This is a genomic window from Enterobacter sp. JUb54 (genome assembly GCF_014298075.1).
Taxonomy (GTDB): Bacteria; Pseudomonadota; Gammaproteobacteria; order Enterobacterales; family Enterobacteriaceae; genus Klebsiella; species Klebsiella lignicola.
This window is the reverse complement of sequence record NZ_CP060418.1, coordinates 2,290,732-2,315,824: the sequence shown is the minus strand read 5'-3', so window position 1 is coordinate 2,315,824 and position 25,093 is coordinate 2,290,732. Positions and strand designations below refer to the sequence as shown.

The 25,093-nt window shown below is 54.3% G+C and carries 27 protein-coding genes; 15 read left to right on the top strand and 12 right to left on the bottom strand.

Going from position 1 to position 25,093, the window contains the following annotated elements; genetic code table 11:
* Window positions 1-9: 9 nt before the first annotated feature.
* Together HF679_RS10645 and HF679_RS10640 are read right to left on the bottom strand one after the other, a co-directional pair.
* Window positions 10-813, bottom strand: a complete 804-nt coding sequence (locus HF679_RS10645) for a DUF6216 family protein (RefSeq protein WP_123756114.1) — start codon at window positions 811-813, stop codon at window positions 10-12.
* A 418-nt stretch (window positions 814-1,231) separates the two neighbouring features.
* Window positions 1,232-2,917: an aspartate:alanine antiporter gene (locus tag HF679_RS10640; RefSeq protein WP_123756244.1), complete on the bottom strand. Its 1,686-nt coding sequence runs from the start codon at window positions 2,915-2,917 to the stop codon at window positions 1,232-1,234.
* A gap of 265 nt (window positions 2,918-3,182) precedes the next feature.
* Here HF679_RS10640 and HF679_RS10635 point away from each other — a divergent pair, with 265 nt between their 5' ends.
* Window positions 3,183-3,566 (top strand): inner membrane protein YbjM, encoded by a 384-nt coding sequence (locus HF679_RS10635; protein WP_123756115.1) that lies wholly within the window; start codon window positions 3,183-3,185, stop codon window positions 3,564-3,566.
* Between the two features lie 6 nt (window positions 3,567-3,572).
* Here HF679_RS10635 and HF679_RS10630 read toward each other — a convergent pair whose 3' ends face one another.
* Window positions 3,573-3,836 carry a GrxA family glutaredoxin gene (locus tag HF679_RS10630; RefSeq protein WP_004859945.1) on the bottom strand — a complete coding sequence of 88 codons (264 nt, stop codon included), beginning with the start codon at window positions 3,834-3,836 and terminating at the stop codon, window positions 3,573-3,575.
* Between the two features lie 199 nt (window positions 3,837-4,035).
* Here HF679_RS10630 and HF679_RS10625 point away from each other — a divergent pair, with 199 nt between their 5' ends.
* From HF679_RS10625 to HF679_RS10570, 12 genes are all read left to right on the top strand, one after another.
* Complete coding sequence (locus HF679_RS10625; protein WP_123756116.1) at window positions 4,036-4,323, top strand: YbjC family protein; 288 nt, start codon at window positions 4,036-4,038, stop codon at window positions 4,321-4,323.
* On the top strand, window positions 4,307-5,029 hold the full coding sequence (gene nfsA, locus HF679_RS10620; RefSeq protein WP_154143411.1) for a nitroreductase NfsA: 723 nt from the start codon (window positions 4,307-4,309) through the stop codon (window positions 5,027-5,029). Before HF679_RS10625 ends, nfsA begins: the two co-directional genes overlap by 17 nt.
* Before the next feature lie 112 nt (window positions 5,030-5,141).
* Window positions 5,142-6,044, top strand: a complete 903-nt coding sequence (gene rimK, locus HF679_RS10615) for a 30S ribosomal protein S6--L-glutamate ligase (RefSeq protein ID WP_123756118.1) — start codon at window positions 5,142-5,144, stop codon at window positions 6,042-6,044.
* 88 nt (window positions 6,045-6,132) lie between these two features.
* Window positions 6,133-6,612, top strand: coding sequence for a YbjN domain-containing protein (locus tag HF679_RS10610; RefSeq protein WP_123756245.1), 480 nt, complete (start codon window positions 6,133-6,135; stop codon window positions 6,610-6,612).
* Window positions 6,613-6,961: 349 nt separating this feature from the next.
* Entirely contained in the window at window positions 6,962-8,074 is a 1,113-nt protein-coding gene (potF, locus tag HF679_RS10605) for a spermidine/putrescine ABC transporter substrate-binding protein PotF (RefSeq protein ID WP_123756119.1), read from the top strand.
* A gap of 190 nt (window positions 8,075-8,264) precedes the next feature.
* Window positions 8,265-9,398, top strand: coding sequence for a putrescine ABC transporter ATP-binding subunit PotG (gene potG / locus HF679_RS10600; protein ID WP_123756120.1), 1,134 nt, complete (start codon window positions 8,265-8,267; stop codon window positions 9,396-9,398).
* Between the two features lie 10 nt (window positions 9,399-9,408).
* Window positions 9,409-10,362 (top strand): putrescine ABC transporter permease PotH, encoded by a 954-nt coding sequence (gene potH, locus HF679_RS10595; protein WP_123756121.1) that lies wholly within the window; start codon window positions 9,409-9,411, stop codon window positions 10,360-10,362.
* On the top strand, window positions 10,359-11,204 hold the full coding sequence (potI, locus tag HF679_RS10590) for a putrescine ABC transporter permease PotI (RefSeq protein WP_123756122.1): 846 nt from the start codon (window positions 10,359-10,361) through the stop codon (window positions 11,202-11,204). Before potH ends, potI begins: the two co-directional genes overlap by 4 nt.
* A gap of 75 nt (window positions 11,205-11,279) precedes the next feature.
* Window positions 11,280-11,753, top strand: a complete 474-nt coding sequence (locus HF679_RS10585) for a YbjO family protein (protein ID WP_123756123.1) — start codon at window positions 11,280-11,282, stop codon at window positions 11,751-11,753.
* 42 nt (window positions 11,754-11,795) lie between these two features.
* Complete coding sequence (gene rlmC, locus HF679_RS10580) at window positions 11,796-12,926, top strand: 23S rRNA (uracil(747)-C(5))-methyltransferase RlmC (protein WP_187042956.1); 1,131 nt, start codon at window positions 11,796-11,798, stop codon at window positions 12,924-12,926.
* 76 nt (window positions 12,927-13,002) lie between these two features.
* Window positions 13,003-13,719 carry a response regulator transcription factor gene (locus tag HF679_RS10575; protein ID WP_123756125.1) on the top strand — a complete coding sequence of 239 codons (717 nt, stop codon included), beginning with the start codon at window positions 13,003-13,005 and terminating at the stop codon, window positions 13,717-13,719.
* Window positions 13,716-15,194 (top strand): sensor histidine kinase, encoded by a 1,479-nt coding sequence (locus HF679_RS10570; protein ID WP_123756126.1) that lies wholly within the window; start codon window positions 13,716-13,718, stop codon window positions 15,192-15,194. The genes HF679_RS10575 and HF679_RS10570 overlap by 4 nt, the downstream gene beginning before the upstream one ends.
* A 58-nt stretch (window positions 15,195-15,252) precedes the next feature.
* Here the strand turns inward: HF679_RS10570 and artJ are convergent, their stop codons facing one another.
* The 6 genes from artJ to HF679_RS10540 form a co-directional block, all read right to left on the bottom strand.
* Window positions 15,253-15,984, bottom strand: a complete 732-nt coding sequence (artJ, locus tag HF679_RS10565) for an arginine ABC transporter substrate-binding protein ArtJ (RefSeq protein ID WP_123756127.1) — start codon at window positions 15,982-15,984, stop codon at window positions 15,253-15,255.
* A 218-nt stretch (window positions 15,985-16,202) separates the two neighbouring features.
* Window positions 16,203-16,871, bottom strand: a complete 669-nt coding sequence (gene artM / locus HF679_RS10560) for an arginine ABC transporter permease ArtM (protein WP_123756128.1) — start codon at window positions 16,869-16,871, stop codon at window positions 16,203-16,205.
* A complete protein-coding gene (artQ, locus tag HF679_RS10555; protein WP_032688654.1) occupies window positions 16,871-17,587 on the bottom strand; it encodes an arginine ABC transporter permease ArtQ in 717 nt (238 codons plus the stop codon). The genes artM and artQ overlap by 1 nt, the downstream gene beginning before the upstream one ends.
* A 6-nt stretch (window positions 17,588-17,593) precedes the next feature.
* Window positions 17,594-18,325: an arginine ABC transporter substrate-binding protein ArtI gene (artI, locus tag HF679_RS10550; protein WP_123756246.1), complete on the bottom strand. Its 732-nt coding sequence runs from the start codon at window positions 18,323-18,325 to the stop codon at window positions 17,594-17,596.
* Window positions 18,326-18,345: 20 nt separating this feature from the next.
* Window positions 18,346-19,074, bottom strand: a complete 729-nt coding sequence (gene artP, locus HF679_RS10545; protein ID WP_123756129.1) for an arginine ABC transporter ATP-binding protein ArtP — start codon at window positions 19,072-19,074, stop codon at window positions 18,346-18,348.
* Between the two features lie 223 nt (window positions 19,075-19,297).
* Entirely contained in the window at window positions 19,298-19,816 is a 519-nt protein-coding gene (locus tag HF679_RS10540; RefSeq protein WP_123756130.1) for a lipoprotein, read from the bottom strand.
* 226 nt (window positions 19,817-20,042) lie between these two features.
* Here HF679_RS10540 and HF679_RS10535 point away from each other — a divergent pair, with 226 nt between their 5' ends.
* The gene (locus HF679_RS10535) at window positions 20,043-20,987 is read left to right on the top strand and encodes a hypothetical protein (protein WP_261803003.1); all 945 of its coding nucleotides are present in this window, start codon (window positions 20,043-20,045) and stop codon (window positions 20,985-20,987) included.
* A gap of 51 nt (window positions 20,988-21,038) precedes the next feature.
* Here HF679_RS10535 and HF679_RS10530 read toward each other — a convergent pair whose 3' ends face one another.
* On the bottom strand, window positions 21,039-22,226 hold the full coding sequence (locus tag HF679_RS10530; RefSeq protein WP_123756131.1) for an OmpP1/FadL family transporter: 1,188 nt from the start codon (window positions 22,224-22,226) through the stop codon (window positions 21,039-21,041).
* A 304-nt stretch (window positions 22,227-22,530) separates the two neighbouring features.
* Window positions 22,531-22,803, bottom strand: coding sequence for a DUF1471 family periplasmic protein YahO (gene yahO, locus HF679_RS10525; protein ID WP_004859987.1), 273 nt, complete (start codon window positions 22,801-22,803; stop codon window positions 22,531-22,533).
* A 412-nt stretch (window positions 22,804-23,215) separates the two neighbouring features.
* Here yahO and HF679_RS10520 point away from each other — a divergent pair, with 412 nt between their 5' ends.
* Window positions 23,216-24,046 carry an N-acetylmuramoyl-L-alanine amidase gene (locus HF679_RS10520; RefSeq protein ID WP_123756248.1) on the top strand — a complete coding sequence of 277 codons (831 nt, stop codon included), beginning with the start codon at window positions 23,216-23,218 and terminating at the stop codon, window positions 24,044-24,046.
* A gap of 7 nt (window positions 24,047-24,053) precedes the next feature.
* On the opposite strand, the gene HF679_RS10515 is transcribed toward HF679_RS10520, so the two are convergent.
* Window positions 24,054-25,067, bottom strand: a complete 1,014-nt coding sequence (locus HF679_RS10515; RefSeq protein ID WP_123756132.1) for an NAD-dependent epimerase/dehydratase family protein — start codon at window positions 25,065-25,067, stop codon at window positions 24,054-24,056.
* Window positions 25,068-25,093: the final 26 nt, after the last annotated feature.

The window sequence follows — 25,093 nt, the reverse complement described above, 5'->3', positions numbered from 1 at the left end:
GTAGGGGGGTTAGCGATTACCTCTGTTTTCCAGTTCCTGATAGATAGCGTAACAGCCCGTCGCGGTGAAATCACCCAGGACGCAATGAATGGCTTTTTTCTGTTCAAGCAAAATAAAGTGCCGGACTTTATTTGTGTAGTGAATCGTTAATATGAATCCTGACAACAGCCACAGCAGCATGAATTCAATAATAAATATGACGGGATAAATCAACATTCTCTCTTTTTTAAACTTTTTAATTGATTCATCCAAATAGTCTTTGCCTTCTGATGTAGTGAGCAGGCGGCACAGATCGTGATGGTATTCCCGACCAAGGCGGTCGCTGGCATTGTTCGCGAGGGCGTTATTGGTTTTACAGTCTTGTACTGAAAGAGTCCATTTTGGCGAAGAAAATACCGTCGCTTCCATTGCCGTGGTTTTAGAAACATAAAAGCGATCGCCAGACTTTTTCCAAATCAACAGCGCCGAGTCAGGCGGTGCGTTAAAGATTTGAATTAGTGCCGGAACCGAATACCACAAGGACCATGAAAAAATAATGGCAAAGAGCACGGTGATTAGTTTCTCGGGATAGCCTACCGAGGGCAATTTTTTCAATGGAATGGCGATGGCAAAGAAATTCAAAACGAATGGCGGAACGCCCGCAGTTTTTAAAACGATGCTGTGGCCTTTCTTATATTTGAAAATACCGTTGATCGCTTTGTACAGTGGCCGGGACAAAAAGGCGATAATGGTCAGGATCGCGACGGTCGTGCTTAGTGGTGCACTGGAGAACTCGGATGACAACATCGCAAAGTCAGGGCTGAAATCGGACATCAACATCTCCTGTGATAAAAATTCCTTGTTGGTATGAAATGACTTTCGGGCAAACCGCCAGAAATAGCTAGCGAGTTTCCATATTGTTTGCTGATTTGGATGTTTCGCCGGGAGCAGTTGCGTCGTTCAACAGACAATTAACAGGCGATGAAGAGGGGGGCAGAACAACAATGGTTGGTTGAGGCATGGGGAAAACCCAGCAAGACGCTAGTTGATGTTGTGTGTTCTCACCGAACGGCCGTAACGCCATGATTTTAAAAACACGGATTTCAGGCAACAAAAAACCCATCAACCTTGAACCGAAGTGGCGGGGTTGATGGGCTCCACAAAATGGGGACATCAAAGAAAAGCAGTGGCACTACTTATGACTGACGCCCGAGAGAAAAGTTCTGCCTCTATCCATTTTTTTCTTAAATTTTTACTGAAGCCCTGGCCAGATGATGACGATCAGCGTCCCTGCCAGGGTTAACAGCACGTTGGCGATGGCGTAGGTCCCCGCGTAGCCCAGCGCCGGAATGTTGCTGCGCGCGGTGTCGCTGATAATCTCCATCGCCGGGGCGCAGGTACGGGCCCCCATCATGGCGCCAAACAGCATCGCGCGGTTCATACGCAGCACATAGGCGCCAAACAGGAAACAAATCACCACCGGTACCAGGCTGACGATCAGGCCCGCCGCCAGCATCTGGCCGCCAACGGCGCCCAGGCCGTGGCCAATCCCGGCGCCGGCGCTCAGGCCGACCCCGGCCATAAAGACCATCAGGCCGAACTCCTTCACCATATTCAGCGCGCCCTGCGGGATATAGCCGAAGGTCGGATGGTTGGCCCGCAGGAAACCGAGCATAATCCCGGCAAACAGCAGCCCCGCCGCATTACCAATCCCGAAGCTGAAAGAGCTGAACTGGAAGGTAATCATCCCGATCATCAGGCCGACGATAAAGAAGGCGCAGAAGGCCAGCAGGTCGGTCACCTGGCTGTGAATAGAGATAAAGCCGATACGATCGGCCACGGTTTTGACGCGTCGCGCATCGCCGCTGACCTGTAAAACGTCGCCCTTGTTAAGCACCACGTTGTCGTCGATTGGCATTTCAATCTGGCTACGGATAACGCGGTTTAAGAAACAGCCGTGGTCGGTCAGCTTCAGCTGCGCCAGACGGCGACCTACGGCATTGTGGTTTTTAACCACGATCTCTTCGGTGACGATGCGCATATCCAGCAGGTCACGGTCGAAAACCTCTTTACCGTTACGGAAGCTCGGATCCAGACGTGCGTGGGCGTCCGGGTAGCCTACCAGCGCGATATCATCGCCCATTTGCAGGACCGCATCGCCGTCCGGGTTAGCCAGAATGCCGTTGCGACGAATTCGCTCGATATAGCAGCCGGTTTGGCGGTAGATCCCCAGCTCACGCAGATTTTTACCATCGGCCCAGGCCACCAGCTCCGGGCCGACGCGGTAGGCGCGGATCACCGGCAGATAGACTTTACGTTTGGAGTCGGTATCCAGCCCGCGCTCACGGGCAATCTGCTGGGCGCTGGTCTGCAGATCCTGATGCTGCAGCTTCGGCATATAGCGGGCGCCGACGATCAGGCTGACGAGACCAATCAGGTAGGTCAGCGCATAGCCGAGGCTCAAGTGGTCGAGAGAGAGCGCCAGCCGATCGCTGGGCATCCCTAAGTGGCGCAGGGTATCGCCGGCGCCTACCAGCACCGGGGTTGAGGTCATGGCACCTGCCAGCATCCCCGCCGTCAGGCCGATGTCCCAGCCAAACAGTTTACCCAGCCCCATCGCCAGCAGCATCGCGCTGCCGACCATCACCAGGGCGAGCATCAGATAGTTTTTCCCGTCGCGGAAAAAGATAGAAAAAAAGTTGGGGCCTGCTTCCACGCCAACGCAAAAAATAAACAGCATAAAGCCCAGATTCAGCGCATCAGTGTTAATACTGAAATGCTGCTGGCCTAATAATAATGAAACCACTAAAACGCCAATAGAATTACCAAGTTGTACCGAACCCAGGCGCAGTTTTCCGAGGCAAAGCCCCAGCGCAAGTACAACGAATAATAACAGGATGTAATTCCCGTTTAACAAATCTGCGACGTTTATATTCACGAAAGCCAACTTCTCATTTACTAGTAAGTTGTTGAAGGAAATGGTTATTTAGTCTAAGGTTGGCCAGTGTTCGTGACGTTCCGAACCTTGTTCCGGCATCCCGGTATAACCACTAAAAATGAGTCGCTAGTTTAATCCTTCCTGGATGCTGCGGCTAGTCACAATCGTTTTTAGGTGAGTGGGTGCAAAAAAGGCATGGATTGCCAGAATGCTTTATCTGACTGGATGTAATGAAGTGGGTTAGAGGCAGAATCAGGAGGATGGTGTGAAATCTGAGCGCGCCTGGATCGGTATTACTTGCGGGTTCTTTCTGTTTATCGTGGTCTGTTTATTTCTGTTACTGCATATGAACGGAGTCTTTCGTGCTGCCGGCAATTCTGAAGTCGGACTGCTGTTCTTTTTGCTGCCCGGTGCGGCTGCCAGTAGCCTTTCTCCAGGACGACGGGTGATCCTACCGGTGGTGGGCGCTATTCTGGCGGCTCCAGTCTGTCTGCTGGCAATGCGGCTTTTTTTTGTGGCACAACGGACATTCTGGCAACAGCTGGCGTGGTTGTTTAGTGCGGTGTTCTGGTGTGCGCTGGGCGCGCTGTGCTTTATGTTTATCTGCGCCTGGTTAGATTCCAGGCGCAAGCACTCGTCAAGAGAATGAGTCGGCTCAGGCAAACAGGCCGAGATTCTCTTTTGCCCAGGCTTCAAAATCAGTGCAGCCGCCGATGTGTTTCTGATCGACAAAAATCTGCGGAACGGTCTCAACGGGTTTACCCACGGTCTTTTCCAGATCGCTCTTACTGATGCCTTCAGCGTGAATATCAACGTAGCGATAGTTAAAATCATCGCGTTCATTGGTCAGTTTTTCAGCCAGCTCTTTGGCACGAACGCAATAAGGGCAACCGGGACGACCAAAAATAACCGTAAACATGCTTTTTCTCCTTAACTCTCTGCCGGATGGCGAATACTGACTATGATGACCTGTTCCGGCGGTGAGTAAAAGAAGGTTCTGCCTTTTTCTCCGATGGTTTAAGGCTATGTTTGATAAATGTCGGTTCTGTTAAATGACTATACTGTCCCCGCTGTGCGGCTTCAGACGCCGAACAGCCTACATTGACCGGAGGAGAGTTATGCGATCGCCCGCCGCCTTGCCAAAAAGCGTCCTGGTGATAGAGATTATCGGTATTGTGCTGTTGACCCTGGCCTGGCTTTCGCTCAACCAGTATCTGCAACTGCCGGCGCCGTTTTCCAGTCCCACGGCAGCCCTGCTGATGATTTTTGCCGGGATCCTGCTGATGCTGCCTGCGGCCATTGCGCTGATGTGGCGTATGGCAAGGATCGTGGCGCCACAGCTGACGCAAACTCAAAAACCACCTTCTTCACCCGACAGAGAAAAACGAGATGACGCCGACCATTGATCTGCTGCGGAGCCACCGCTCCATTCGCCACTTTACCGATGCGCCCATCAGCGACGAACAGCGTGCCGCCATCATCGCCAGCGCACAGGGGGCATCCAGCTCCAGCTTTTTACAATGCAGCTCGATTATTCGCGTGACCGACCCGCAGCTTCGCGAGCAGCTAGTGACCCTAAGCGGCGGCCAGCAGCATGTGGCCCGTGCAGCGGAATTCTGGGTATTTTGTGCCGATTTTAGCCGTCACCTGGAGATCTGCCCGGATGCTCAGTTAGGTCTGGCAGAGCAGCTGCTGCTGGGGGCGGTAGATACCGCGATGCTGGCGCAAAACGCGCTGGTTGCCGCCGAGTCGTTAGGGCTGGGCGGCGTCTACATTGGCGGGATCCGTAACAGTATTGACGCGGTGACCGAGCTGTTGAAGCTGCCGCAGCACGTGCTGCCGCTGTTTGGCCTGTGCCTCGGCTGGCCTGCCGATAACCCGGATGTGAAGCCGCGTATGCCGGCGGCGATGCTGGTGCATGAAAATAGCTGGCAGCCGTTGGATGAAACCGTGCTGGCAGAATATGATGAGCAGATGGCACAGTATTATCTGTCACGTGGCAGCAATACGCGTCGCGATACCTGGAGCGACCATATTCGCCGCACTATTATTAAAGAAAGCCGCCCGTTTATTCTGGATTACCTGCATAAGCAGGGGTGGGCAACGCGCTGATTGCGTGTACACTGCTGCCTGCTTAGCGCCTCAAGAGTCAGAGGCCGGGCGGTGGTGGCGTAATTAATACAGTGAAGGCCCGCCGGAGCGGGTCTTTTTGCAGAGGTGCAGGGTGAAAATTGCCATATTATCCCGGGATGGAACGCTCTATTCATGTCGTCGCCTACGTGAAGCCGCGCAGAAGCGCGGTCACCAGGTGGAAATCCTCGATCCGCTTTCTTGTTATATGAACGTCAGTCCGGTGGCATCATCGATCCACTATAAAGGCCGCCAGCTCCCGCATTTCGATGCCGTGATCCCACGGATCGGTTCCGCCATTACCTATTACGGTACCGCGGCGCTGCGCCAGTTTGAACTGTTAGGCAGCTACCCGCTCAATGAGTCGGTGGCGATTACCCGCGCCCGCGACAAACTGCGCTCGTTACAGCTGCTGGCACGCCAGGGGATCGATCTTCCCCTGACCGGGATCGCCCACTCCCCGGATGATACCAGTGACCTGATCGCCATGGTGGGCGGTGCGCCCCTGGTCGTCAAACTGGTGGAAGGCACGCAGGGGATCGGCGTGGTGCTGGCAGAGACGCGCCAGGCGGCCGAAAGCGTGATTGATGCCTTCCGGGGTCTGAACGCGCATATTCTGGTTCAGGAGTATATTGCCGAGGCAAAAGGGCGGGATATTCGCTGCCTGGTGGTGGGCAATGAAGTGGTGGCGGCGATTGAGCGACGGGCAAAAGAGGGCGATTTCCGCTCTAACCTGCACCGTGGTGGGGTGGCAACGGTCGCCATTATCAGCGAGCAGGAGCGGGCGATGGCCATCAAAGCGGCGCAGACCCTCGGTCTGGACGTTGCCGGGGTCGATATCTTACGCGCAACCCGCGGGCCGCTGGTGATGGAGGTCAACGCCTCACCGGGTCTGGAAGGGGTTGAAACGACCACCGGCATCGATATTGCCGGGCGGATGATCGCCTGGATCGAGCGCCAGGCCACGCCTGAATTTTGTCTGAAAATGGGTGGATAATCGTCCGCGCTGACACTTTCGTGGTATGCCGCGTATTTTTTGCGTAAGCTATGGCGTCGTTTTTACACAGCAAGAGGTCACAGGTCATATGGATTCACTGGTCGTTCCGGGTCTGGATACGCTACGTCATTGGCTCGATGAGCTAGGCATTAGCTTTTTTGAGTGTGATTCCTGCCAGGCTTTGCACCTGCCGCATATGCAGAATTTCGAAGGCATTTTCGATGCCAAAATCGATCTGGTAGACAACGTGGTGCTCTTTTCGGCCCTCGCGGAAGTGAAGCCGTCGGCGCTGCTGCCGCTGTCTGCCGATCTGTCGGCGATCAACGCCAGTTCGTTAACCGTCAAAGCATTCCTCGATATCCAGGATGATAACCTGCCTAAGCTGGTAGTGTGCCAGGCGTTATCCGTCGGCGTTGGCATTACCGTTGAGCAATTTGGCTGGTTCTTCCGCCAGAGCGAAGAGCAAATATCAATGGTGATCCTCGAAGCGGCCGCCAACCAGGTGCTCTTTAAAGCCGAAGAAGAAGAGTACCCCGCTGAAGAAGTTCAGCACCATTTTCTTCACTAAACCTGTCGATGAATAGCGCAGCCACTACCACAGTGGCTGTGTATTACGCGCTTTTATTCTGCTGTTAACCTTTCCTTAAAGAATTTTTCACCGCCATTCTGCCGCTTTTGGCTTATCACGTAGACCGTTATTGCATAAAAAATTGATAAAAGGCGTTATTTTACCTGGGCTATAGCCTCTTATTCTGGCTACAGTTATTCTGGCGATGCTTCCAGTTGCGGGCAACCATTCCGGGAGAGGTCCTCTCTCCTTTTCTTAGGCAATGAAAAAACATGCACGATTATTGCATGCAGACAAGTGCGTATATTAAGCCCGCTTGTTAACGGGCATTTGAGAAGGAATAAGAGATATGACCGCCTTTGGTAAAAAATGGTTAACAGGTCTGGTTACGGGTGCGTTGATGGCCGTCTCTGCCGGTTCACTCGCAGCGGAACAGAAAACCCTACATGTTTATAACTGGTCTGATTATATCGCGCCGGACACGGTAGCCGATTTCGAAAAAGAGACCGGTATTAAAGTGGTGTATGACGTTTTTGATTCCAACGAAGTGTTGGAAGGCAAGCTGATGGCCGGCAGCACCGGTTTTGACCTGGTCGTACCGTCGGCGAGTTTCCTTGAGCGCCAGCTGGCTGCCGGCGTTTTCCAGCCGCTGGACAAGAGTAAGCTGCCGAACTGGAAAAATCTCGACCCGGAAGTGCTGAAGCTGGTGGCTAAGCACGACCCGGAAAATAAATACGCGATGCCGTATCTGTGGGCGACAACCGGGATCGGCTACAACGTCGATAAAGTGAAAGCCGTGTTGGGTAAAGATGCCCCGCTGGATAGCTGGGATCTGGTCCTCAAGCCTGAGAACCTCGAAAAGCTGAAAAGCTGCGGCGTCTCCTTCCTCGATGCACCGGAAGAGATTTTTGCGACGGTCCTGAACTATCTGGGCAAAGATCCTAACAGCACAAAAGCCAATGACTACACCGGGCCGGCAACCGACCTGCTGCTTAAGCTGCGGCCGAATATTCGCTACTTCCACTCCTCGCAATACATCAACGACCTGGCTAACGGCGATATCTGCGTCGCTATCGGCTGGGCGGGCGACGTCTGGCAGGCGGCAAACCGGGCGAAAGAGGCGAAGAATGGCGTGAACGTCTCCTACTTTATCCCGAAAGAAGGGGCGCTGGCCTTCTTTGACGTCTTTGCAATGCCTGCGGACGCCAAGAATAAAGATGAAGCTTATCAGTTCCTTAACTATCTGATGCGTCCGGAAGTTATCGCCAAAATCAGCGACCAGGTGTACTACGCGAACGGTAACAAAGCGTCGACTCCGCTGGTGAGCGAAACGATCCGTAACAACCCGGCTATCTACCCGCCGGCGGATGTGTTTGCCAAGCTGTTCACCCTGAAAGTTCAGGATCCGAAAATCGACCGCGTGCGTACCCGTGCGTGGACGAAAGTGAAAAGCGGCAAATAAAGCCTGATGGCCCGGTTCGCCGGGCCTGAACAGATCTTACCCGGCCGGGAGATTGCACTCCCCGGTCGGTGTAAACGCTGATGCAACGTGCAGCGAATGTATGCACCAGGATGGTGCGCCTGCACTGTAAAGTAGAATGTATGGCAACCGGGCCATACGGTGGTTAGCTTTTTTGCCGGAGAGCACCCGAGTGAATGACGCAATTTCCCGCCCACAGGCGAAAACCCCCAAAGCGCTGACCCCGCTGCTGGAAATCCGTAATCTGACGAAATCCTTTGATGGCCAACATGCCGTCGATGACGTCAATCTCACCATTTATAAAGGCGAAATTTTCGCACTGCTGGGCGCATCTGGCTGTGGTAAATCAACGCTGCTGCGCATGCTGGCAGGCTTTGAAGAACCGACGGCCGGCCAAATTATGCTTGATGGCGTCGACCTGTCTCGCGTACCGCCTTATCAGCGGCCGATCAATATGATGTTTCAGTCCTACGCCCTGTTCCCCCATATGACGGTGGAGCAGAACATCGCGTTCGGCCTGAAGCAGGACAAACTGCCGAAAGCCGAAATCACCAGCAGAGTGCAGGAGATGCTCGCGCTGGTGCATATGCAGGAGTTTGCCAAACGTAAACCGCACCAGCTGTCCGGCGGGCAGCGCCAGCGTGTTGCGCTGGCGCGCAGCCTGGCGAAGCGGCCAAAACTGCTGCTGCTCGACGAACCGATGGGCGCGCTGGATAAAAAACTGCGTGACCGCATGCAGTTGGAAGTGGTGGATATTCTCGAGCGTGTCGGCGCGACCTGCGTGATGGTGACTCACGATCAGGAAGAGGCGATGACCATGGCCGGGCGTATCGCCATTATGAACCGCGGTAAGTTCGTGCAAATCGGCGAGCCGGAAGAGATCTATGAACATCCGACAACCCGCTATAGCGCGGAGTTTATCGGTTCGGTCAACGTGTTTGAAGGACTGGTGAAAGAGCGGTTGGAAGATGGCCTGGTGTTGAACTCGCCGGGGCTGACCCATCCGCTGAAGGTCGATCCTGATGCGTCGGTTATTGATAATGTTCCGGTGTGGGTGGCCCTGCGTCCGGAAAAAATCATGCTCTGCGATGAGCCGCCGGCGGATGGCTATAACTTCGCGGTGGGGGAGGTGATTTATATTGCCTACCTCGGCGATCTCTCTATCTACCACGTACGCCTGAAAAGCGGGCAGATGATCAGCGCGCAGTTACAGAATGAACACCGTCATCGTAAAGGGTCGCCGACCTGGGGTGATGAAGTTCGTTTGTGCTGGGATGCCGACAGCTGCGTTGTTCTGACGGTGTAAGGAGAGGGCGATGAGTACATTAGAACCACCGGCCGGGGCCAAAAAACCGGGCGGTTTTGCGCTCTGGCTCGCGCGTCTGCAGATGGCCCATGGCCGCAAGCTGGTGATCGCGCTGCCGTATCTGTGGCTGATCCTGCTGTTTCTGCTGCCGTTCCTGATCGTATTTAAAATCAGCCTCGCAGAGATGGCGCGAGCGATCCCGCCCTACACCGATCTGTGGGAGTGGGCGGAAGGCCAGCTGACGTTAACGTTGAACCTCGGCAACTTCCTGCAGCTGACCGACGATCCGCTCTATTTCGAAGCCTATCTGCAGTCGCTGCAGGTGGCGGGCATCTCGACGTTCTGCTGTCTGTTACTGGGCTATCCGCTGGCATGGGCGGTGGCGCACAGCAAACCATCCACGCGAAATATTCTGCTGCTGCTGGTGATCCTGCCGTCGTGGACCTCATTCCTGATCCGCGTGTATGCGTGGATGGGGCTGTTGAAAAGCAACGGCGTGCTGAATAATTTTCTGCTGTGGCTTGGGGTTATCGACCAGCCTCTGGAGATCCTGCATACCAATCTCGCGGTGTATATCGGCATTGTTTACGCCTATCTGCCGTTTATGGTGCTGCCTATTTATACCGCGTTGACGCGTATCGACTACTCGCTGGTGGAGGCTTCGCTGGATCTGGGTGCGCGACCGCTGAAAACCTTCTTCCAGGTGATCGTCCCGCTGACCAAAGGCGGGATTATCGCCGGGTCGATGCTGGTGTTTATCCCGGCGGTAGGGGAGTTTGTGATCCCGGAACTGTTAGGCGGGCCGGACAGCATTATGATCGGGCGCGTCCTGTGGCAGGAGTTCTTTAATAACCGCGACTGGCCGGTGGCCTCGGCGGTGGCGATTGTGATGTTGCTGCTGTTGATCGTGCCGATCATGTGGTTCCACAAGCATCAGCAAAAACAGATAGGGGAACACGGATGAATGATTTGCCGGTAGTACGTTCGCCATGGCGAATTTTAATCCTCGTGATCGGCTTTACGTTTTTGTATGCCCCGATGTTGATGCTGGTGATCTACTCATTCAACAGTTCGAAGCTGGTGACGGTGTGGGCCGGGTGGTCAACGCGCTGGTACAGCGAGCTGTTCCATGATGATGCGATGATGAGCGCCGTCGGGCTGAGTCTGACCATCGCCACCTGCGCGGCAACGGCGGCGGTGGTGCTGGGGACCATTGCGGCCGTGGTGATGGTGCGTTTTGGCCGCTTCCGCGGATCAACCGGCTTTGCGTTTATGATTACCGCGCCGCTGGTTATGCCTGATGTGATCACCGGGCTGTCGCTGCTGCTGCTGTTTGTGGCGTTGGGGCACGCAATCGGCTGGCCGTCGGATCGCGGGATGCTGACCATCTGGCTGGCGCACGTGACCTTCTGTACCGCCTACGTGGCGGTGGTCATTTCGTCACGGCTGCGTGAACTGGACCACTCTATTGAAGAAGCGGCGATGGATTTGGGCGCGCCGCCGCTGAAGGTCTTTTTCATCATCACGCTGCCGATGATTATGCCGGCGGTGATCTCCGGCTGGCTGCTGGCCTTTACCTTGTCGCTGGACGATCTGGTTATTGCCAGCTTTGTCTCCGGCCCGGGCGCCACCACCTTACCAATGCTGGTCTTCTCCAGCGTGCGGATGGGGGTGAACCCGGAAATCAACGCCCTGGCGACGTTAATCCTCGCGGTGGTCGGGGTTGTTGGTTTTATCGCCTGGTATTTGATGGCCCGCGCAGAAAAGCAGCGAGTACGCGATATCCAGCGTGCAAGACGCAGCTGAACCCCCTAAAATCTACGGTAAAACTGGTATCGGCGTCGTGATAGTGCGACGCCGTTTTCATGGAAGACGTTTCCGTTGGGATTGTTTACTAAAGCACGTTCCTCTCATGCACGCCTGAACGTTCCTGCCCTGGTGCAGGTGGCGGCGTTCGCCATTATTTTGATTCGTGGCGTTGACCTGCTGATGATCTTCAACCAGTTGGGGGTCAGCGGCATCGAAGAGTTTATTCGCCGCAGCGTCCAGACCTGGAACCTGACGCTGGTGTTTCTCTCCAGCCTGCTGCTGGTGTTCATCGAGATATGGTGCGCCTTCTCGCTGGTGAAGGGGCGCAATCTGGCGCGCTGGATCTTCCTGCTGACGCAAATCATTGTCACCGGCTACCTGTGGGCGGCTTCGCTGGGGTATGGCTACCCGGAACTGTTCAGTATTGCCGGCGAGTCAAAGCGGGAAATATTCCGTTCTCTGGTGATGCAGAAACTGCCTGATTACCTGGTATTGCTGCTGCTGTTTGTCCCGACTTCGTGCCGACGGTTTTTCCGACTACAATAACGATGATACAATCCCCGCCCCTGTTTTTTTGAAGGTCTTTTTATGCACTGCGCACTCTATGACGCGGGCCGCTGTCGCTCCTGTCAGTGGCTGGAACTGCCGTTAACACAACAACTCGCCAGTAAAATGGCCGACCTCAGGACGTTGTTAGCGGACTTCCCGGTAGCGCAATGGGATATGCCGGTTTCCGGCCCGGAGGCTGGTTTTCGCAACAAAGCCAAAATGGTAGTCAGCGGCAGCGTTGAACGCCCGCTGCTGGGCATGCTGCACCGCGACGGCACCCCCGAAGACCTGACCGACTGCCCGCTCTATCCGCCCCATTTTGCACCGGTGTTTAGTGTATTAAAGCCGTTTATTGCCCGGGCCGGGTTAACCCCCTACAACGTCGCCCGCAAGCGTGGCGAGCTGAAGTATCTGCTGCTGACCGAAAGCCAGCTGGATGGCGGAATGATGCTGCGTTTTGTCCTGCGTTCGACGGCAAAACTGGAGCAGCTTCGCGCCGCGCTACCCTGGCTGCAGGCGCAGCTGCCGCAGCTGAAGGTGATTACCGCCAATATTCAGCCGGTGCATATGGCCATTATGGAAGGCGAGCAGGAAATTCTGCTCGGCGAGCAGCCCGCGCTGGCGGAAAACTTTAACGGCGTTCCGCTGTGGATCCGCCCGCAGAGCTTCTTTCAAACCAACCCGGCCGTTGCCAGCCAGCTGTATGCCACCGCCCGTGACTGGGTGCGCCAGCTGCCGGTGAAGCATATGTGGGATCTGTTCTGCGGCGTAGGCGGCTTTGGCCTGCACTGTGCTACGGCGCAAATGCGGCTGACGGGCATTGAAATTGCGCCGGAAGCCATTGCCAGCGCGCGGCAATCTGCCGCTGAACTGGGGCTGACGAACCTCCATTTTCAGGCGCTGGACTCGACGCAGTTTGCCACCGCCGAGGGCGATATTCCGGACCTGGTGCTGGTGAACCCACCACGTCGCGGTATCGGCCGCGAGCTGTGCGACTATTTAGGCCGGATGGCGCCCCCGTATATTATCTACTCAAGCTGCAACGCCCGGACAATGGCGAAAGATTTCGCGCTGCTGCCCGGTTATCGGGTTGAGCGGGTGCAGCTGTTCGATATGTTCCCTCACACCGCACACTATGAAGTGCTGACGCTACTGGTCCGCGAAGTTTAAACAAAATGTGAACTCTCCTGCAGGCGTAAATCGAGTAAGCTTGGCGAATAACGAGTGAGATGAGCGGAGCGAGACGATGGCAAAGAAAATTCTGTTGGTCGAAGATGACGACGATATCGCCACTTTGCTGCGCCTGAATTTGCAGGATGAAGGGTTTCAGATTGTCCACGAGGCCGATGGCGCCCAGGCGCTGGTGCAGCTCGAAAAGAGCAGCTGGGATGCGGTGATCCTTGACCTGATGCTGCCCCATGTCGACGGTCTGGAGATCTGCCGCCGCATTCGCCAGATGACCCGCTACCTGCCGGTGATTATCATCAGCGCCCGCGCCAGTGAGACCCACCGCGTGCTGGGGCTGGAGATGGGGGCGGACGACTACCTGGCCAAGCCGTTTTCAATCATCGAACTGGTGGCGCGGGTTAAGGCGCTGTTTCGCCGCCAGGAGGCGATGGGACAGAATCTGCTGATGGACGCCGGGCGCATTGAGTGTCACGGCCTGAGCATCGATCCGCTGGCGCGGGAGGTCAGGCTACGCGGCGAACCGGTAGACCTAACCCCGCGCGAATTCGACCTGCTGTACTACTTCGCCCGCCACCCCGGCGAAGTCTTTTCCCGTCTGGCCCTGCTCGATCACGTATGGGGCTATCAGCACGAAGGCTATGAGCATACGGTCAATACCCACATCAACCGCCTGCGCAGCAAAATCGAACACGATCCGGCCGAGCCGGAAATTATTCTGACGGTCTGGGGCAAGGGCTATAAATTTGCGCCGGCTCGTCAAGGAGCGGGGCAATGATGCGTCGACTGAGCCTGAGTCAGCGTCTGGCACTGGTTTTTACCTCGCTGCTGTTGCTGTGTGCCGCGGCGGTCTGCGTAGTGCAGTTGTACAGCAGTGCGCAATACGGTAATGCGATGGTGCAGCGGCTTTCCGCCGGACTGGCCCAGCAAATCGTGGCCCGCGAACCGCTTCTCGATGCGCAGGGGCAGGTCAACCGTCAGGCGCTGAAGCCGCTTTTTGACCGGCTGATGGTTTTTAACCCCAGCGTAGAGCTGTACCTGATTTCTGCCGACGGTGAACTGCTGGCCGATGCCGCGCCTCCCGGCCATATCAAACGCCAGCGAGTGGCGATCGAACCGATACAGGCGTTTCTGTCCGGCGGCACCTGGCCGGTGTACGGCGACGATCCGCGCAGCCCGGATCAGCAGAAAGTCTTCAGCGTCGCGCCGCTGAACGTTGACGGTCAGCTTCGTGGCTATCTCTATATCATTCTGCAAGGGGAAACCTTTAATGAACTGGCGGCTAACGCCTGGCAGAAGACGCTGGGCAGCCTGCTGGTCTGGACCTTGCTGCTGGTGGCGCTGTTTGGCCTGCTGGCCGGCGGGCTTGCCTGGTACTGGGTCACGCGTCCGGTGCGTCAGTTGACCGCCCAGGTGGTCATCCCTGAAGAAGACAGCATCGGGGCGATCAAATTACTGGCGGCGCAAACTCCCGATCCGCATCCGGGAAATGAAGTGGCGATTTTGCATAACCGCTTTATCGACCTCGCCCGACAGATCGCCGGGCAGTGGGATCGTCTGGCCGACAGCGATCGCCAGCGTCGGGAGTTTGTGGCTAATATCTCCCACGACCTGCGGACGCCGCTGACGTCGCTGCTGGGATACCTTGAGACTCTGACGCTGAAAGCCGACCGGCTCAGCGCGGAAGAACGTCGGCGTTACCTTGATATCGCGCTGCGCCAGGGAAATAAAGTCCGCTATCTCTCGTCGCAGCTGTTTGAACTGGCGCGGCTGGAACACGGCGGTATTAAACCGCAGCCGGAGAAATTTTACCTGGCAGAGCTGGTCCAGGACGTGGCGCAGAAGTTCGATCTGTCGATTGCCACCCGCAATATTCGTCTGCAGCTGGGGCTGGCCAGCGGTTTGCCGCCGGTGGTTGCGGATTTGTCGATGATGGAACGGGTGCTGACCAACCTGCTGGATAACGCTATTCGCCACACCCCGGACGGGGGCAGCATCAGCCTGACGGCGCGCCAGCAGGGTACGGAAATGGTGGTGGAAGTGACGGACAGCGGGCCGGGCGTTGCCGGTGAGCTACGGGCCACATTGTTTGAACGGCCTTCGGTGCTGGAACCCGGACAGAGTCGCGGAACGCGAGGCGGGTTAGGGCTGATGATTGTCCGGCGTATGCTGCAACTGCACGGCGGCGATATTCATCTGTTGGAGGTTACGACAGGAGCCAGCTTCCGCTTCACCCTGCCGCTGCGTCAGTAGCGGGGAAGTTTCCCCGCGCGGCATAACGGGCTACAGCAGTAGCCCGTTCGGCGGAGGATTATTCCGGGAACCACTGGTTGCTGATTTTCTGATAGGTACCGTCGGCTTTAATCGCTTTCAGCGCGCTGTTCAGTTTCTCCAGCAGGGCTTTGTTATCCGGACGTACCGCAATGCCAAGACCGGTGCCGAAGTATTGCGGGTCGGTCACTTTTGGCGTTGCCACGCCCAGCTGCGGGTTGGTCTTTAGCCACTCATTAACCACCGCAGTGTCACCGAACACCCCATCGATACGGCCATTTTTCAGGTCGATAATCGCATTTTGATAGCTGTCATAGGCGACGGTTTTGACTTCCGGATGTTTGTCCTGCAGGTATTTCTGGTGCGTGGTGCCGTTCTCCATACCAATACGTTTGCCTTTCAGGTCAGCAAAGGAGTGGTAGGCATCTTTTTTGGCGATAACCAGCGCCGAGTTTGCGTAGTACGGTTCGGTAAACGCCACCTGCTTGCTACGCTCCGGGGTAATGTCCATGCCGGAAATCACCGCGTCATATTTTTTAAATTTCAGCGCCGGGATCAGGCTATCGAACGCATGGTTGGTAAAGGTGCAGTCGGCCTGCATCTGCTTGCACAGCGCTTTCGCCAGGTCGAGATCGAAACCGACGATCTGATTATTGGCATCCATGGATTCAAACGGCGGATAGGTGGCGGATACGCCAAAGCTGATTTTTTCCGCGGCAGCGGCGCCAAAGGCGAAAGAGGAAAGCAGTGCAGCCAAAACTAACTTTTTCATCGTGGAACTCCCGTCGGTCAATCTTATGATGTTGTGCCGTGTCTGCGGCTGATTTTCACAATGCCATTAAATGAATTTATATTCAATAATTATGTATAATTATTTTTTATGGGATGTGAAAAACGGGCGGTGATGAGACCAGCCCGTTTTTAAGTATATTAATTATGCATTGATGAACGGCGGTGAACCCGCCGTTCGGATGCCCTTAGCGCCGGGCATTAATTACGCCGTTCAAAGGCCAGCGCTTTGCGTTCCAGCAATCGCATCATCAGGGTCAGCAGACCGTTGACGACGAGATAGACAATACCGGCCGCGCCGAACACCATCACATCGTAGGTTCGTCCGTACAGCAGCTGACCGTGGCCCATCACTTCCATTAAGGTAATGGTGTACGCCAGCGAGGTGCTTTTGAAAACCAGCACGACTTCGTTGGAATACGAGGACAGCGCGCGTTTAAACGCGTACGGCAGCAGGATCGCCAGGGTGTCTTTCTTGCTCATGCCCAACGCGCTGCAGGATTGCCACTGGCCGTCAGGAATCGCGCGAATCGCGCCATAAAACAGCTGGGTGGTATAAGCCGCGCTGTTGAGGGACAGAGCAATCAGCGCGCACAGCCACGGTTCAGAAATCAGATGCCACAGTACCGGGTAGTTCTGCAATGACGGGAACTGCCCTGGGCCGTAGTAAATCAGGAAGATCTGCACCAGCAGCGGCGTACCGGTAAACAACGTGATGTAAGCGCGAACGATCCACACCAGCACCGGCGTTTTCAGCGTCAGCACGATGGTGAAGATCAGCGACAGGATCAGCGCAACGACGATGGAGGCCACCGTCAGCGTCAGGCTGGTATGCAGCCCTTTCAGCAGTTCGGGTAAATAATCAAGCATCAGCCTGGTCTCCGTTCGAAGCGCGTCGCACGTTGGTCAATACGTTTGAGAATGTACTGACTGAGCAGGGTGATAACCAGATAGATGGCCGCCGCGATGATATACCAGTTGAAAGGCTCCTGGGTGCGGGTGGCGATACTTTTGGTTTGCAGCATCAGATCGTTCACGCTGATTAAGCTCACCAGCGCGGTATCTTTCAGCAGCACCAGCCACTGGTTGCCCAGACCCGGCAGCGCATGGCGCCACATCTGCGGCATCACCAGACGGAAGAAGATTGCCCCTTTGGACAATCCCAGCGCCTGGCCAGACTCCCACTGTCCCTGAGGGACCGCTTTCAGCGCGCCGCGCAGGGTTTGCGAAGCGTAAGCCGCGTACAGCAAGGAGAGGGCAATGGCACCGCAGAGGAACGGACTGACGTCGAAGTTCTCAATCTGCATCTGCACCGGGATCTGCACGAACCCGAGATTGATCGTAAAACCGTCTGACAGGGTGAGCAGCAGCTGCGAAGAGCCGAAATAGATGAACAGGACCACCAGAATTTCCGGTAGTCCGCGCAGGACGGTGACCACGCCGGTTGCGAGCCATGCCAGCGGGCGCCATTTTACTGACTCCAGCACGGCAAACAGCATCGCCAGCACAAGGCCGATGATGAGCGCGCAAACGGCAAGGCCGACGGTCATCCCGGCGGCACTTGCTAATGGAAAAATTTCATTCATTTAGCGTTACTTCTGAAACCATTTGCTATAGATGGTCTGGTAAGTCCCATCTTTTTTCACTTTTTCCAGCGCAGCGTTAAATTTCTGCTGCAGCTCGGTATTGCCCTGGCGAAGCGCGATGCCGAGGCCGGTACCGAAGTAGTCTTTATCGGTGACTTTATCACCCACCGCGGCCAGCTTCGGATTGCTCTTCAGCCATTCGGTGACGACGGCGTTGTCGCCAAACACTGCGTCAATACGGCCATTTTGCAGATCCAGCTTGGCATTCTGGTAGCTGTCGTATGGCACGGTGGTGATTTCCGGGTGTTTGTCGTTAATGAATTTCTGGTGGGTGGTGCCGTTCTGCACGCCGACTTTCTTGCCTTTCAGCTGGTCGATGCTGGTAAATTTACCCTGCTGGCCGACGAACAGCGCAGAGTTTTCATAGTAAGGGGTCGTGAACAGCACCTGTTTTTCACGCTCAGGCGTGATATCCATCCCGGCCATGACCGCGTCGAAACGACGGAACTTAAGGCTTGGGATCAGGCTGTCGAACGCCTGGTTGGTAAAGGTACAGGTGGCGTCAATTTCTTTACACAGCGCGTTTGCCAGATCGACGTCAAAGCCGACAATTTTATTGTTGGCATCGATCGATTCAAACGGAGGGTAGGACGCCTCGGTGGCGAAACGAATGGTCTGGGCGGCAGTAGCTGAAAGGCTCATGCTTGCCAGGATCGCGGCAATCAGTACTTTTTTCATCGTCATTTCCCCGAAAAACATCAATGTGAAAGATAGTTTTTAAACGCGTCGGTCTGCGGATGCGTAAAGCAGCTGGCATCCCCTTGTTCAACGATATGGCCATTTTCCATGTACACCACCCGGCTCGCGGTCTTACGCGCCACTTCCACTTCGTGGGTGACGATAACCTGGGTAATGCCGGTGCCGGCCAGCTCACGAATAATGCTGACGATCTGGGCGGTGATTTCCGGATCGAGTGCCGCCGTTGGTTCGTCAAACAGCAGAACCTGAGGTTCCATCATCAGCGCCCGCGCAATGGCGACGCGCTGCTGCTGCCCGCCGGAGAGATGCAGCGGGTAGCGATCGCTGTAAGGTTTGAGGCGAAGACGTTCCAGCAGCTTCTCGGCGCGAGCCAGAGCCTGATCTTTGCTTAAGCCCAGCACGCGGCAGGGGGCTTCGATCAGATTTTGCTGCACGGTCAGGTGCGGCCACAGATTGTACTGTTGGAAGACCATACCGACGTTCTGGCGCAGCTCACGGATGGCTTTGTCAGAAGGCGCTTTAGTAAAGTCAAAGTGGTTACCGGCGATATGTAATGTACCGGAACGCGGCATTTCCAGCAGGTTGAGTACGCGAAGCAGCGAGCTTTTCCCGGCGCCACTGGGGCCGAGCAGCACCAGCGTTTCCCCCTGCGGGCAATCCAGCGTGATGTCGAACAGCGCCTGATGCGCGCCGTAGAAGCAGTTAATGCCGTTTAGTTTAATACTCATCTGGGCTGTCTGATACAAATAGCTATTGAGGCCGCAAATACTACCTTTGACAGAATAGTTATGCAATATTTATGCGTTAAAAGTTAAATGTAAACCACATTTACCTCTAAACTTAGCACAAAATAGGGGTTCGTGGGGTGGGGAGGAACAAATGTCGGCATAACCTGGAGAAATACCGACATTTTACCGGGGTTATCGTTTCAGCGGCGTGGCTTCCACCCCCTTATCCGCGTTTTTCCAGACTCTGTTGCAGCGATCCGGCCGGAGCATGCGAGTTTATGCCGAGATAGCGCACGTCATCGACGGCCCAGCACTGTCCTTCCTGAATCATCAGCACTTCATCCTGCCAGCTTTGGCTACCCTGTTTTAAATCGACGCGCAGCGGGATATTGCGGGCGTCGCGGTTAGGAATAGTCGAAGCACTGGCTACCGTAGCGCTATCTGCCGGCGTGGCGGAACTTGAGAAAGGATTAGACTGGAGCAGGGAACTGCGCGCCGGGTCCTGACGGGCGCTATCCAGCAGCTTCGCCAGATCGTCGCTCAGATAAGGACGCAACGCCGTCAGATCGTTATTACGGTGCTGGATCTGATAATCGTAAAATTTCTGTGCCACGGCATCTGGCCCACCCTCAATGCAGGCGCCGCTACGGGTGCCGTTATCTTTATAGGCTGGTGTCACGGTGGTACAGGCACTCAGCGCGAGCGCGCAAGGGAGAATAAATGCAACGAGTTTGTAGCGCATGATGATTTCCTTATAAGCTCACTACGTTATTAGTTTCTGTTCAAGCATAGCTTACTGCTTCCAGGATGTGCTTGACTCTAAGAGCTCAGGTTATGTCTTTGCAGGAAAAGGTAAACCACGGATCGCGCATTAACGTTGACGGATATTTATCTCCGCGATGTGCAATGGTCGGCATGTTTAACCGTTCATCGCAGAATATTTTTTTTTGCATAAAAGTAAACTGTACGTGCGGTTTAAATGCTCAATAATATATATTGAAGTTTGCTATGTTTATAGCAATACACATATTTATGTTGGGTTGACAATGATTAAAAATATACTAGCGAATGCTAAGGCTAAGCTCTGGGTAAAGTTTTTGCCGTATTTCATTAAAAACGATGATAATGCCGGCGATCCGTATGATTACTACGCCGTCTATTTTGCTGACGTTAATCGATGCCGCTACCGCCTGGTCAGGTATAATGGCCGTCACGCTACCCTCGAATATTTAGATCCCCAGCCAGATGACTGCGAGCTACGAAATAAATTTTCGCTGTCACAATTGCTGGAGATGGAAAGTGAAATCGTCAGCTATAAAAAATATGGCAAAATAACGCTTAACTCTATATTTGTTTATGCCATTAATCACTATTTGCACCTTATCGATATCAAAACGTTTCTCTTGCGCGGGAAAGGCGCGCTGGTCTCCACCTTCTTCAGAGAACGTGAGTTAAAAAGCCGGGAACGTGTTTTTTTACTCGGCCTGATCGTCAACGAGTTTGTGAAGCGTCGCCCGTCGAGGCCTGTTGCAGGTCTTACCATTGATGAAGTGATTGAGCTTCTGTATGGCAAGCTGTGGTACAAGCATATCCGCAATGAGCAGTTCAGATATAAAGTGACGCTGCTGATTGAATCCCTGGTGCTGTCAGGGGATCTGGCGGTTGAAAACCAACGCTATACCGTTCAGGGCAACGCCATCACTACCCTGGTTGAATTTGAAAAAGATGAGCGCCGTTCGCAGCAGCAGGACAAAATGCAGCGCAATATGATCCGTCTGATGCTGGTCATCACCGTCGCCACCGTTTTTATTACCCTGGCATTACTCGGCCTGGCTGGGGTGATTGATTTACATAAAATCTGGCAGGATATTTTGCAGATTAAGCCGGTGCGTTTTTTATTTAAATTGATCTAGCAGGAAGAATGCAGAGCCTGGCGCGGTGAACGCCCCAGACTCTGTAGTGAATTAAAACTGATAGCTGTAGTTCATGCTCGCAAACCACAGGTACGGATGGTCATAATCACCGGCAACAATCTCTGGTGTTTTCACATGTCCCGACTGCATATGCAGGTAAGATACCGCCACGCCAATGTTGCTTGATGGGGTAATCTGGTACTGCGCCCCGGTGGCAAAACGCCACTCATCACCCGTCGGTAATGACAGTGCCACATCGCTTTGCGAGTTGTAGACCGTACTGTCGAAGCCGACGCCTGCGTTCAGACGCCAGAGCGGCGTAGGGCGATACTGAACCCCGAGCGCGGTGTGCCAGGAATCTTTCAGGCGGTTCTGCTTGTCGCTCTGCTGTCCGGCGACGGTAATTTGCGGGCTGCCGAACTGGCTCCAGTCCTGCCAGCCTAAATCACCCATCACCGACCACTGATTGTTGATGTCATGCACCAGGCTTAACATAATTTGCTGCGGAGCGCGGACCTGGGCCGATATTGGCAGGTCGTAAGAGGTATTCGGTAGGTTAGGGAAACGGGCTTTCCCATCAATATCAAAGTCGTAGTCGGTCTTGCTGGTCCAGGTGATCCCGGCGCGGGTTTGATCGGTTAACTGCATCAACAGACCGAGGCGATAGCTCATCGCCCAGTCGTAATCTTTGTCTTTCTGATCGCTGCCATCAACGTTGCGGGTCAGGGAGAGATAGCCGTAGTTCAGGTTGGCGGAGGCGCCGATAGACAGACGGTCGTTGAGCTTATAGGCCAGCGACGGACTCAGGGTCATCGCCACCATGGTGCTCTTTTTAATCAGGCGGTCGCCGGCCCAGTCGCCAAAATCGATACCTAAGCCGTAGTTGCCGTATAAACCGATGCCGGCATATAAATCATCATTAATTTTTTGCGAATAGAAACCACTGGCATTAGGAAACAGGTTCATCACATTTCCCGGACTGCTTCTGCCATCTTCATCTTTTAGCTGATAGGAAATATCGCCGCCCATCACCTGCATGCCCCCGGTGAACATATGGTCCGGCAGACGGGTCATCCCGGCAGGGTTGGTGACGATAGTGGAAGCATCCTGCGCCCGTGCGGCCTGTCCTGCGCCTGCAAGACCGACATCTTCGGTGCCTATTTCATAAAAATAGAGCGCACTGGCGTGCGAAAAACTGGAACAGAGTAATCCAGAGATAAGTAATGCGACTTTTTTCATTTGCCACCTGCAATGTTGTTAATTTATGTCTCGTTTTTATACCCGGTAAGTATAGTCAACACCTCTTTCTGCGGAAGAAATTCTTTTGCGAAACAATATTGCCTTCAGCGATATAAGAATAATTTCGTAAATGATTAGAAGTAATGACCTGGATATGCGAGTGTTTATTGTGCGGAGGTGGTTATTTGATAATAAAAAGAAGGGTTTGTAAATTTAAACGCTATCTAAAAATAAATCTTGTCAGAACCGTAGATGGAACATTATCACCAGTCGATGATAATGCTCCTTCAGAGATCAAAACTAATTATTTTTTCTTATAAATATTGGCAGAAACGTGAAGTTTCTTGTCGGTGTTGCCAGAAGACAGAACCACAACATCCGCGCCTTTTTCTTCAGCTTTCTTCAGCAGCTCTGCACGCGCATCGCTAGGAGCAGTCTGGCCTGTAGAGGAAATGGTACCCACTTTCTGATACTGGGTTTGCACTTTCGCGAAATCTTCTTTAGATAAGATTTCTGCAGAGAATGCGTTTGCGGTTAAAAACAATGCTGCACCTGCCACTAAAGCTGCATATTTCATATTTTTTATCTCCATTGTTTAACTTGCTATCATCATGCTCTTGTTTTAACTAACCAATGAGCGGCACCAGATTGAATCAAGTGAATTTTTTTTTCAAGCTAAATACTACAAAAATATGACCTCTAACTTGTGAACTCATAAGGAAAAGATGAGCTCAGGGCATTGATTTACGTTGTCAATTCTGCTGAAAGGTGTTGAGACTCTACTTATGCTCGTTTTTAACGAAAGATAGTATAAATTTATCTTATATAAATTGCCGTATACAAAACCAAAAAGGTGTCGGAAGACATCGCCGGGGGGATGGTCTATTATGCGATAAGCCGCATACTGAATCTGAATCAGGCGGTCGCTTGTTGACATGAAGGATCTGATTGATGGCTTTATCTACTGTAAGCGGGGCGTTCGCCTCTTGATGAAACGTTCCGGGCTTATCGCGCTTTTGCTGTTGCTGCTCGCCGGCTGCAGCTCTGAGAAAGGAATTATCGACCGCGATGGTTATCAACTGGATACGCGCCACCCGGCACAGGCCGCTTATCCGCGAGTGAAGGTGTTGGTCATCCATTATACCGCGGATGATTTTGACGTTTCGCTCGCGACCTTAACCGACGAGCAGGTCAGCTCTCATTATTTAATCCCCCAACAGCCACCGCTGTATCAAGGTAAGCCGCGCATCTGGCAGCTGGTACCTGAAGAAGATTTAGCCTGGCATGCGGGAGTGAGCTTCTGGCGCGGCAGCACGCGGATTAACGATACTTCAATCGGTATTGAGCTGGAAAACCGCGGCTGGCAACAGGTCGCCGGGGTGAAAAGCTTTACGCCGTTTAATCCTGCGCAAATTAATGCGCTCGTTCCTCTGGCGAAAGACATTATTTCTCGCTATCACATCAGCCCCCAGAATGTGGTTGCTCATGCCGATATTGCCCCACAACGCAAAGACGATCCCGGGCCGCTGTTCCCGTGGCGGCAGCTGGCGCAGCAGGGGATCGGTGCCTGGCCGGATGCCGACCGGGTGAGTTTCTACCTGCACGGCCGTCCGTCAAATGAACCTGTCGATAGCGCCGCACTGCTGGATTTACTGGCCCGATACGGCTACCAGGTGACGCCGGAGATGACACCGGCGCAGCAGCAACGGGTGATTATGGTCTTCCAGATGCATTTCCGCCCGGCCCGCTGGGACGGCGTCGCCGACGCCGAAACCCAGGCTATCGCCGAAGCGCTGCTGGAGAAATACGGTCAGGGATAGGGCGCGGTCAGCGGTGTAATTTACCGTGGTCTTTGAGCCAGGCTGCGGTACGGACAATCCCGTCATCCAACGTCACCACCGGCTGATAGCCTAGCTCTTCCTGAGCGCGGGTGATATCCAGGGTAAAATCAAAGTTCAGCTTCGAGACGCCGTAGTGGGTAAAGGCCGGCTCTTTGGCGGACTTATTGCCAAAATGCTCCATGCTGCGGGCGATGATATCCAGCATCGGGTAGGGCACCGAGCGAATCCGGCATTTGATCCCCAGTTCATCAATCAGCTTTTGCACGATGGTATGCAGCGGACGCGGCTCGCCGTTGGTGATGTTCCACGCCCGGGCGGAAGGCAGATGGTCGCAGTGCGGCTGGCTGGCCAGCCACATGGCATGCACGGCATTTTCGTAATAGGTCATATCCACCAGCGCATTGCCGCCCCGTGGCAGCAGGACGCTGCCATAGTGCTGCATCATCTGCGCCAGGCGCGGAATAAACACTTTATCATGGGCGCCAAACAGGCTTTGCGGGCGCAGAATTGTAAATCGGGTGTTGGGGTTGGCCTGCGCCAGCAGGTTGATCACCTCTTCACTGGCGGCTTTGCTGCGGGCAAACTCGTTGGCAAAACGCTGGGGACGAAAGTCTTCCTGTACGGCGCGGTGATGGTGATAGTCGAAGTACAGCGACGGCGAGGAGATATGCACGAAATTGCGTACTCCCCAGGCAACGGCCCATTCGCCAAGGCGGCGGGTGGCCCGAACATTCGCGAGGTCGAAGGCTTGCTGTGTACCCCAGGGCGAGGTAAAGCTTGAGCAGTGCCACAGGGTGTCGATACCGGCGAGCATCACTTTGGCCTGAGAAGAGACCAGCTCGGTTAAATCTGCCGGTACAAACTCGGCGCCCATTTTGCTCAGCAGACGACCCATCGCTTCGTTACGCCCGGTCGCTCTGACGCTGATGCCTTTGTTACGCAGATATTCCACCGCGTTGCGGCCTAATCCGCTGGTCGCACCGGTAACCAGTACCTTCATATCAACCTACTGTCCCAGAAAAGAAT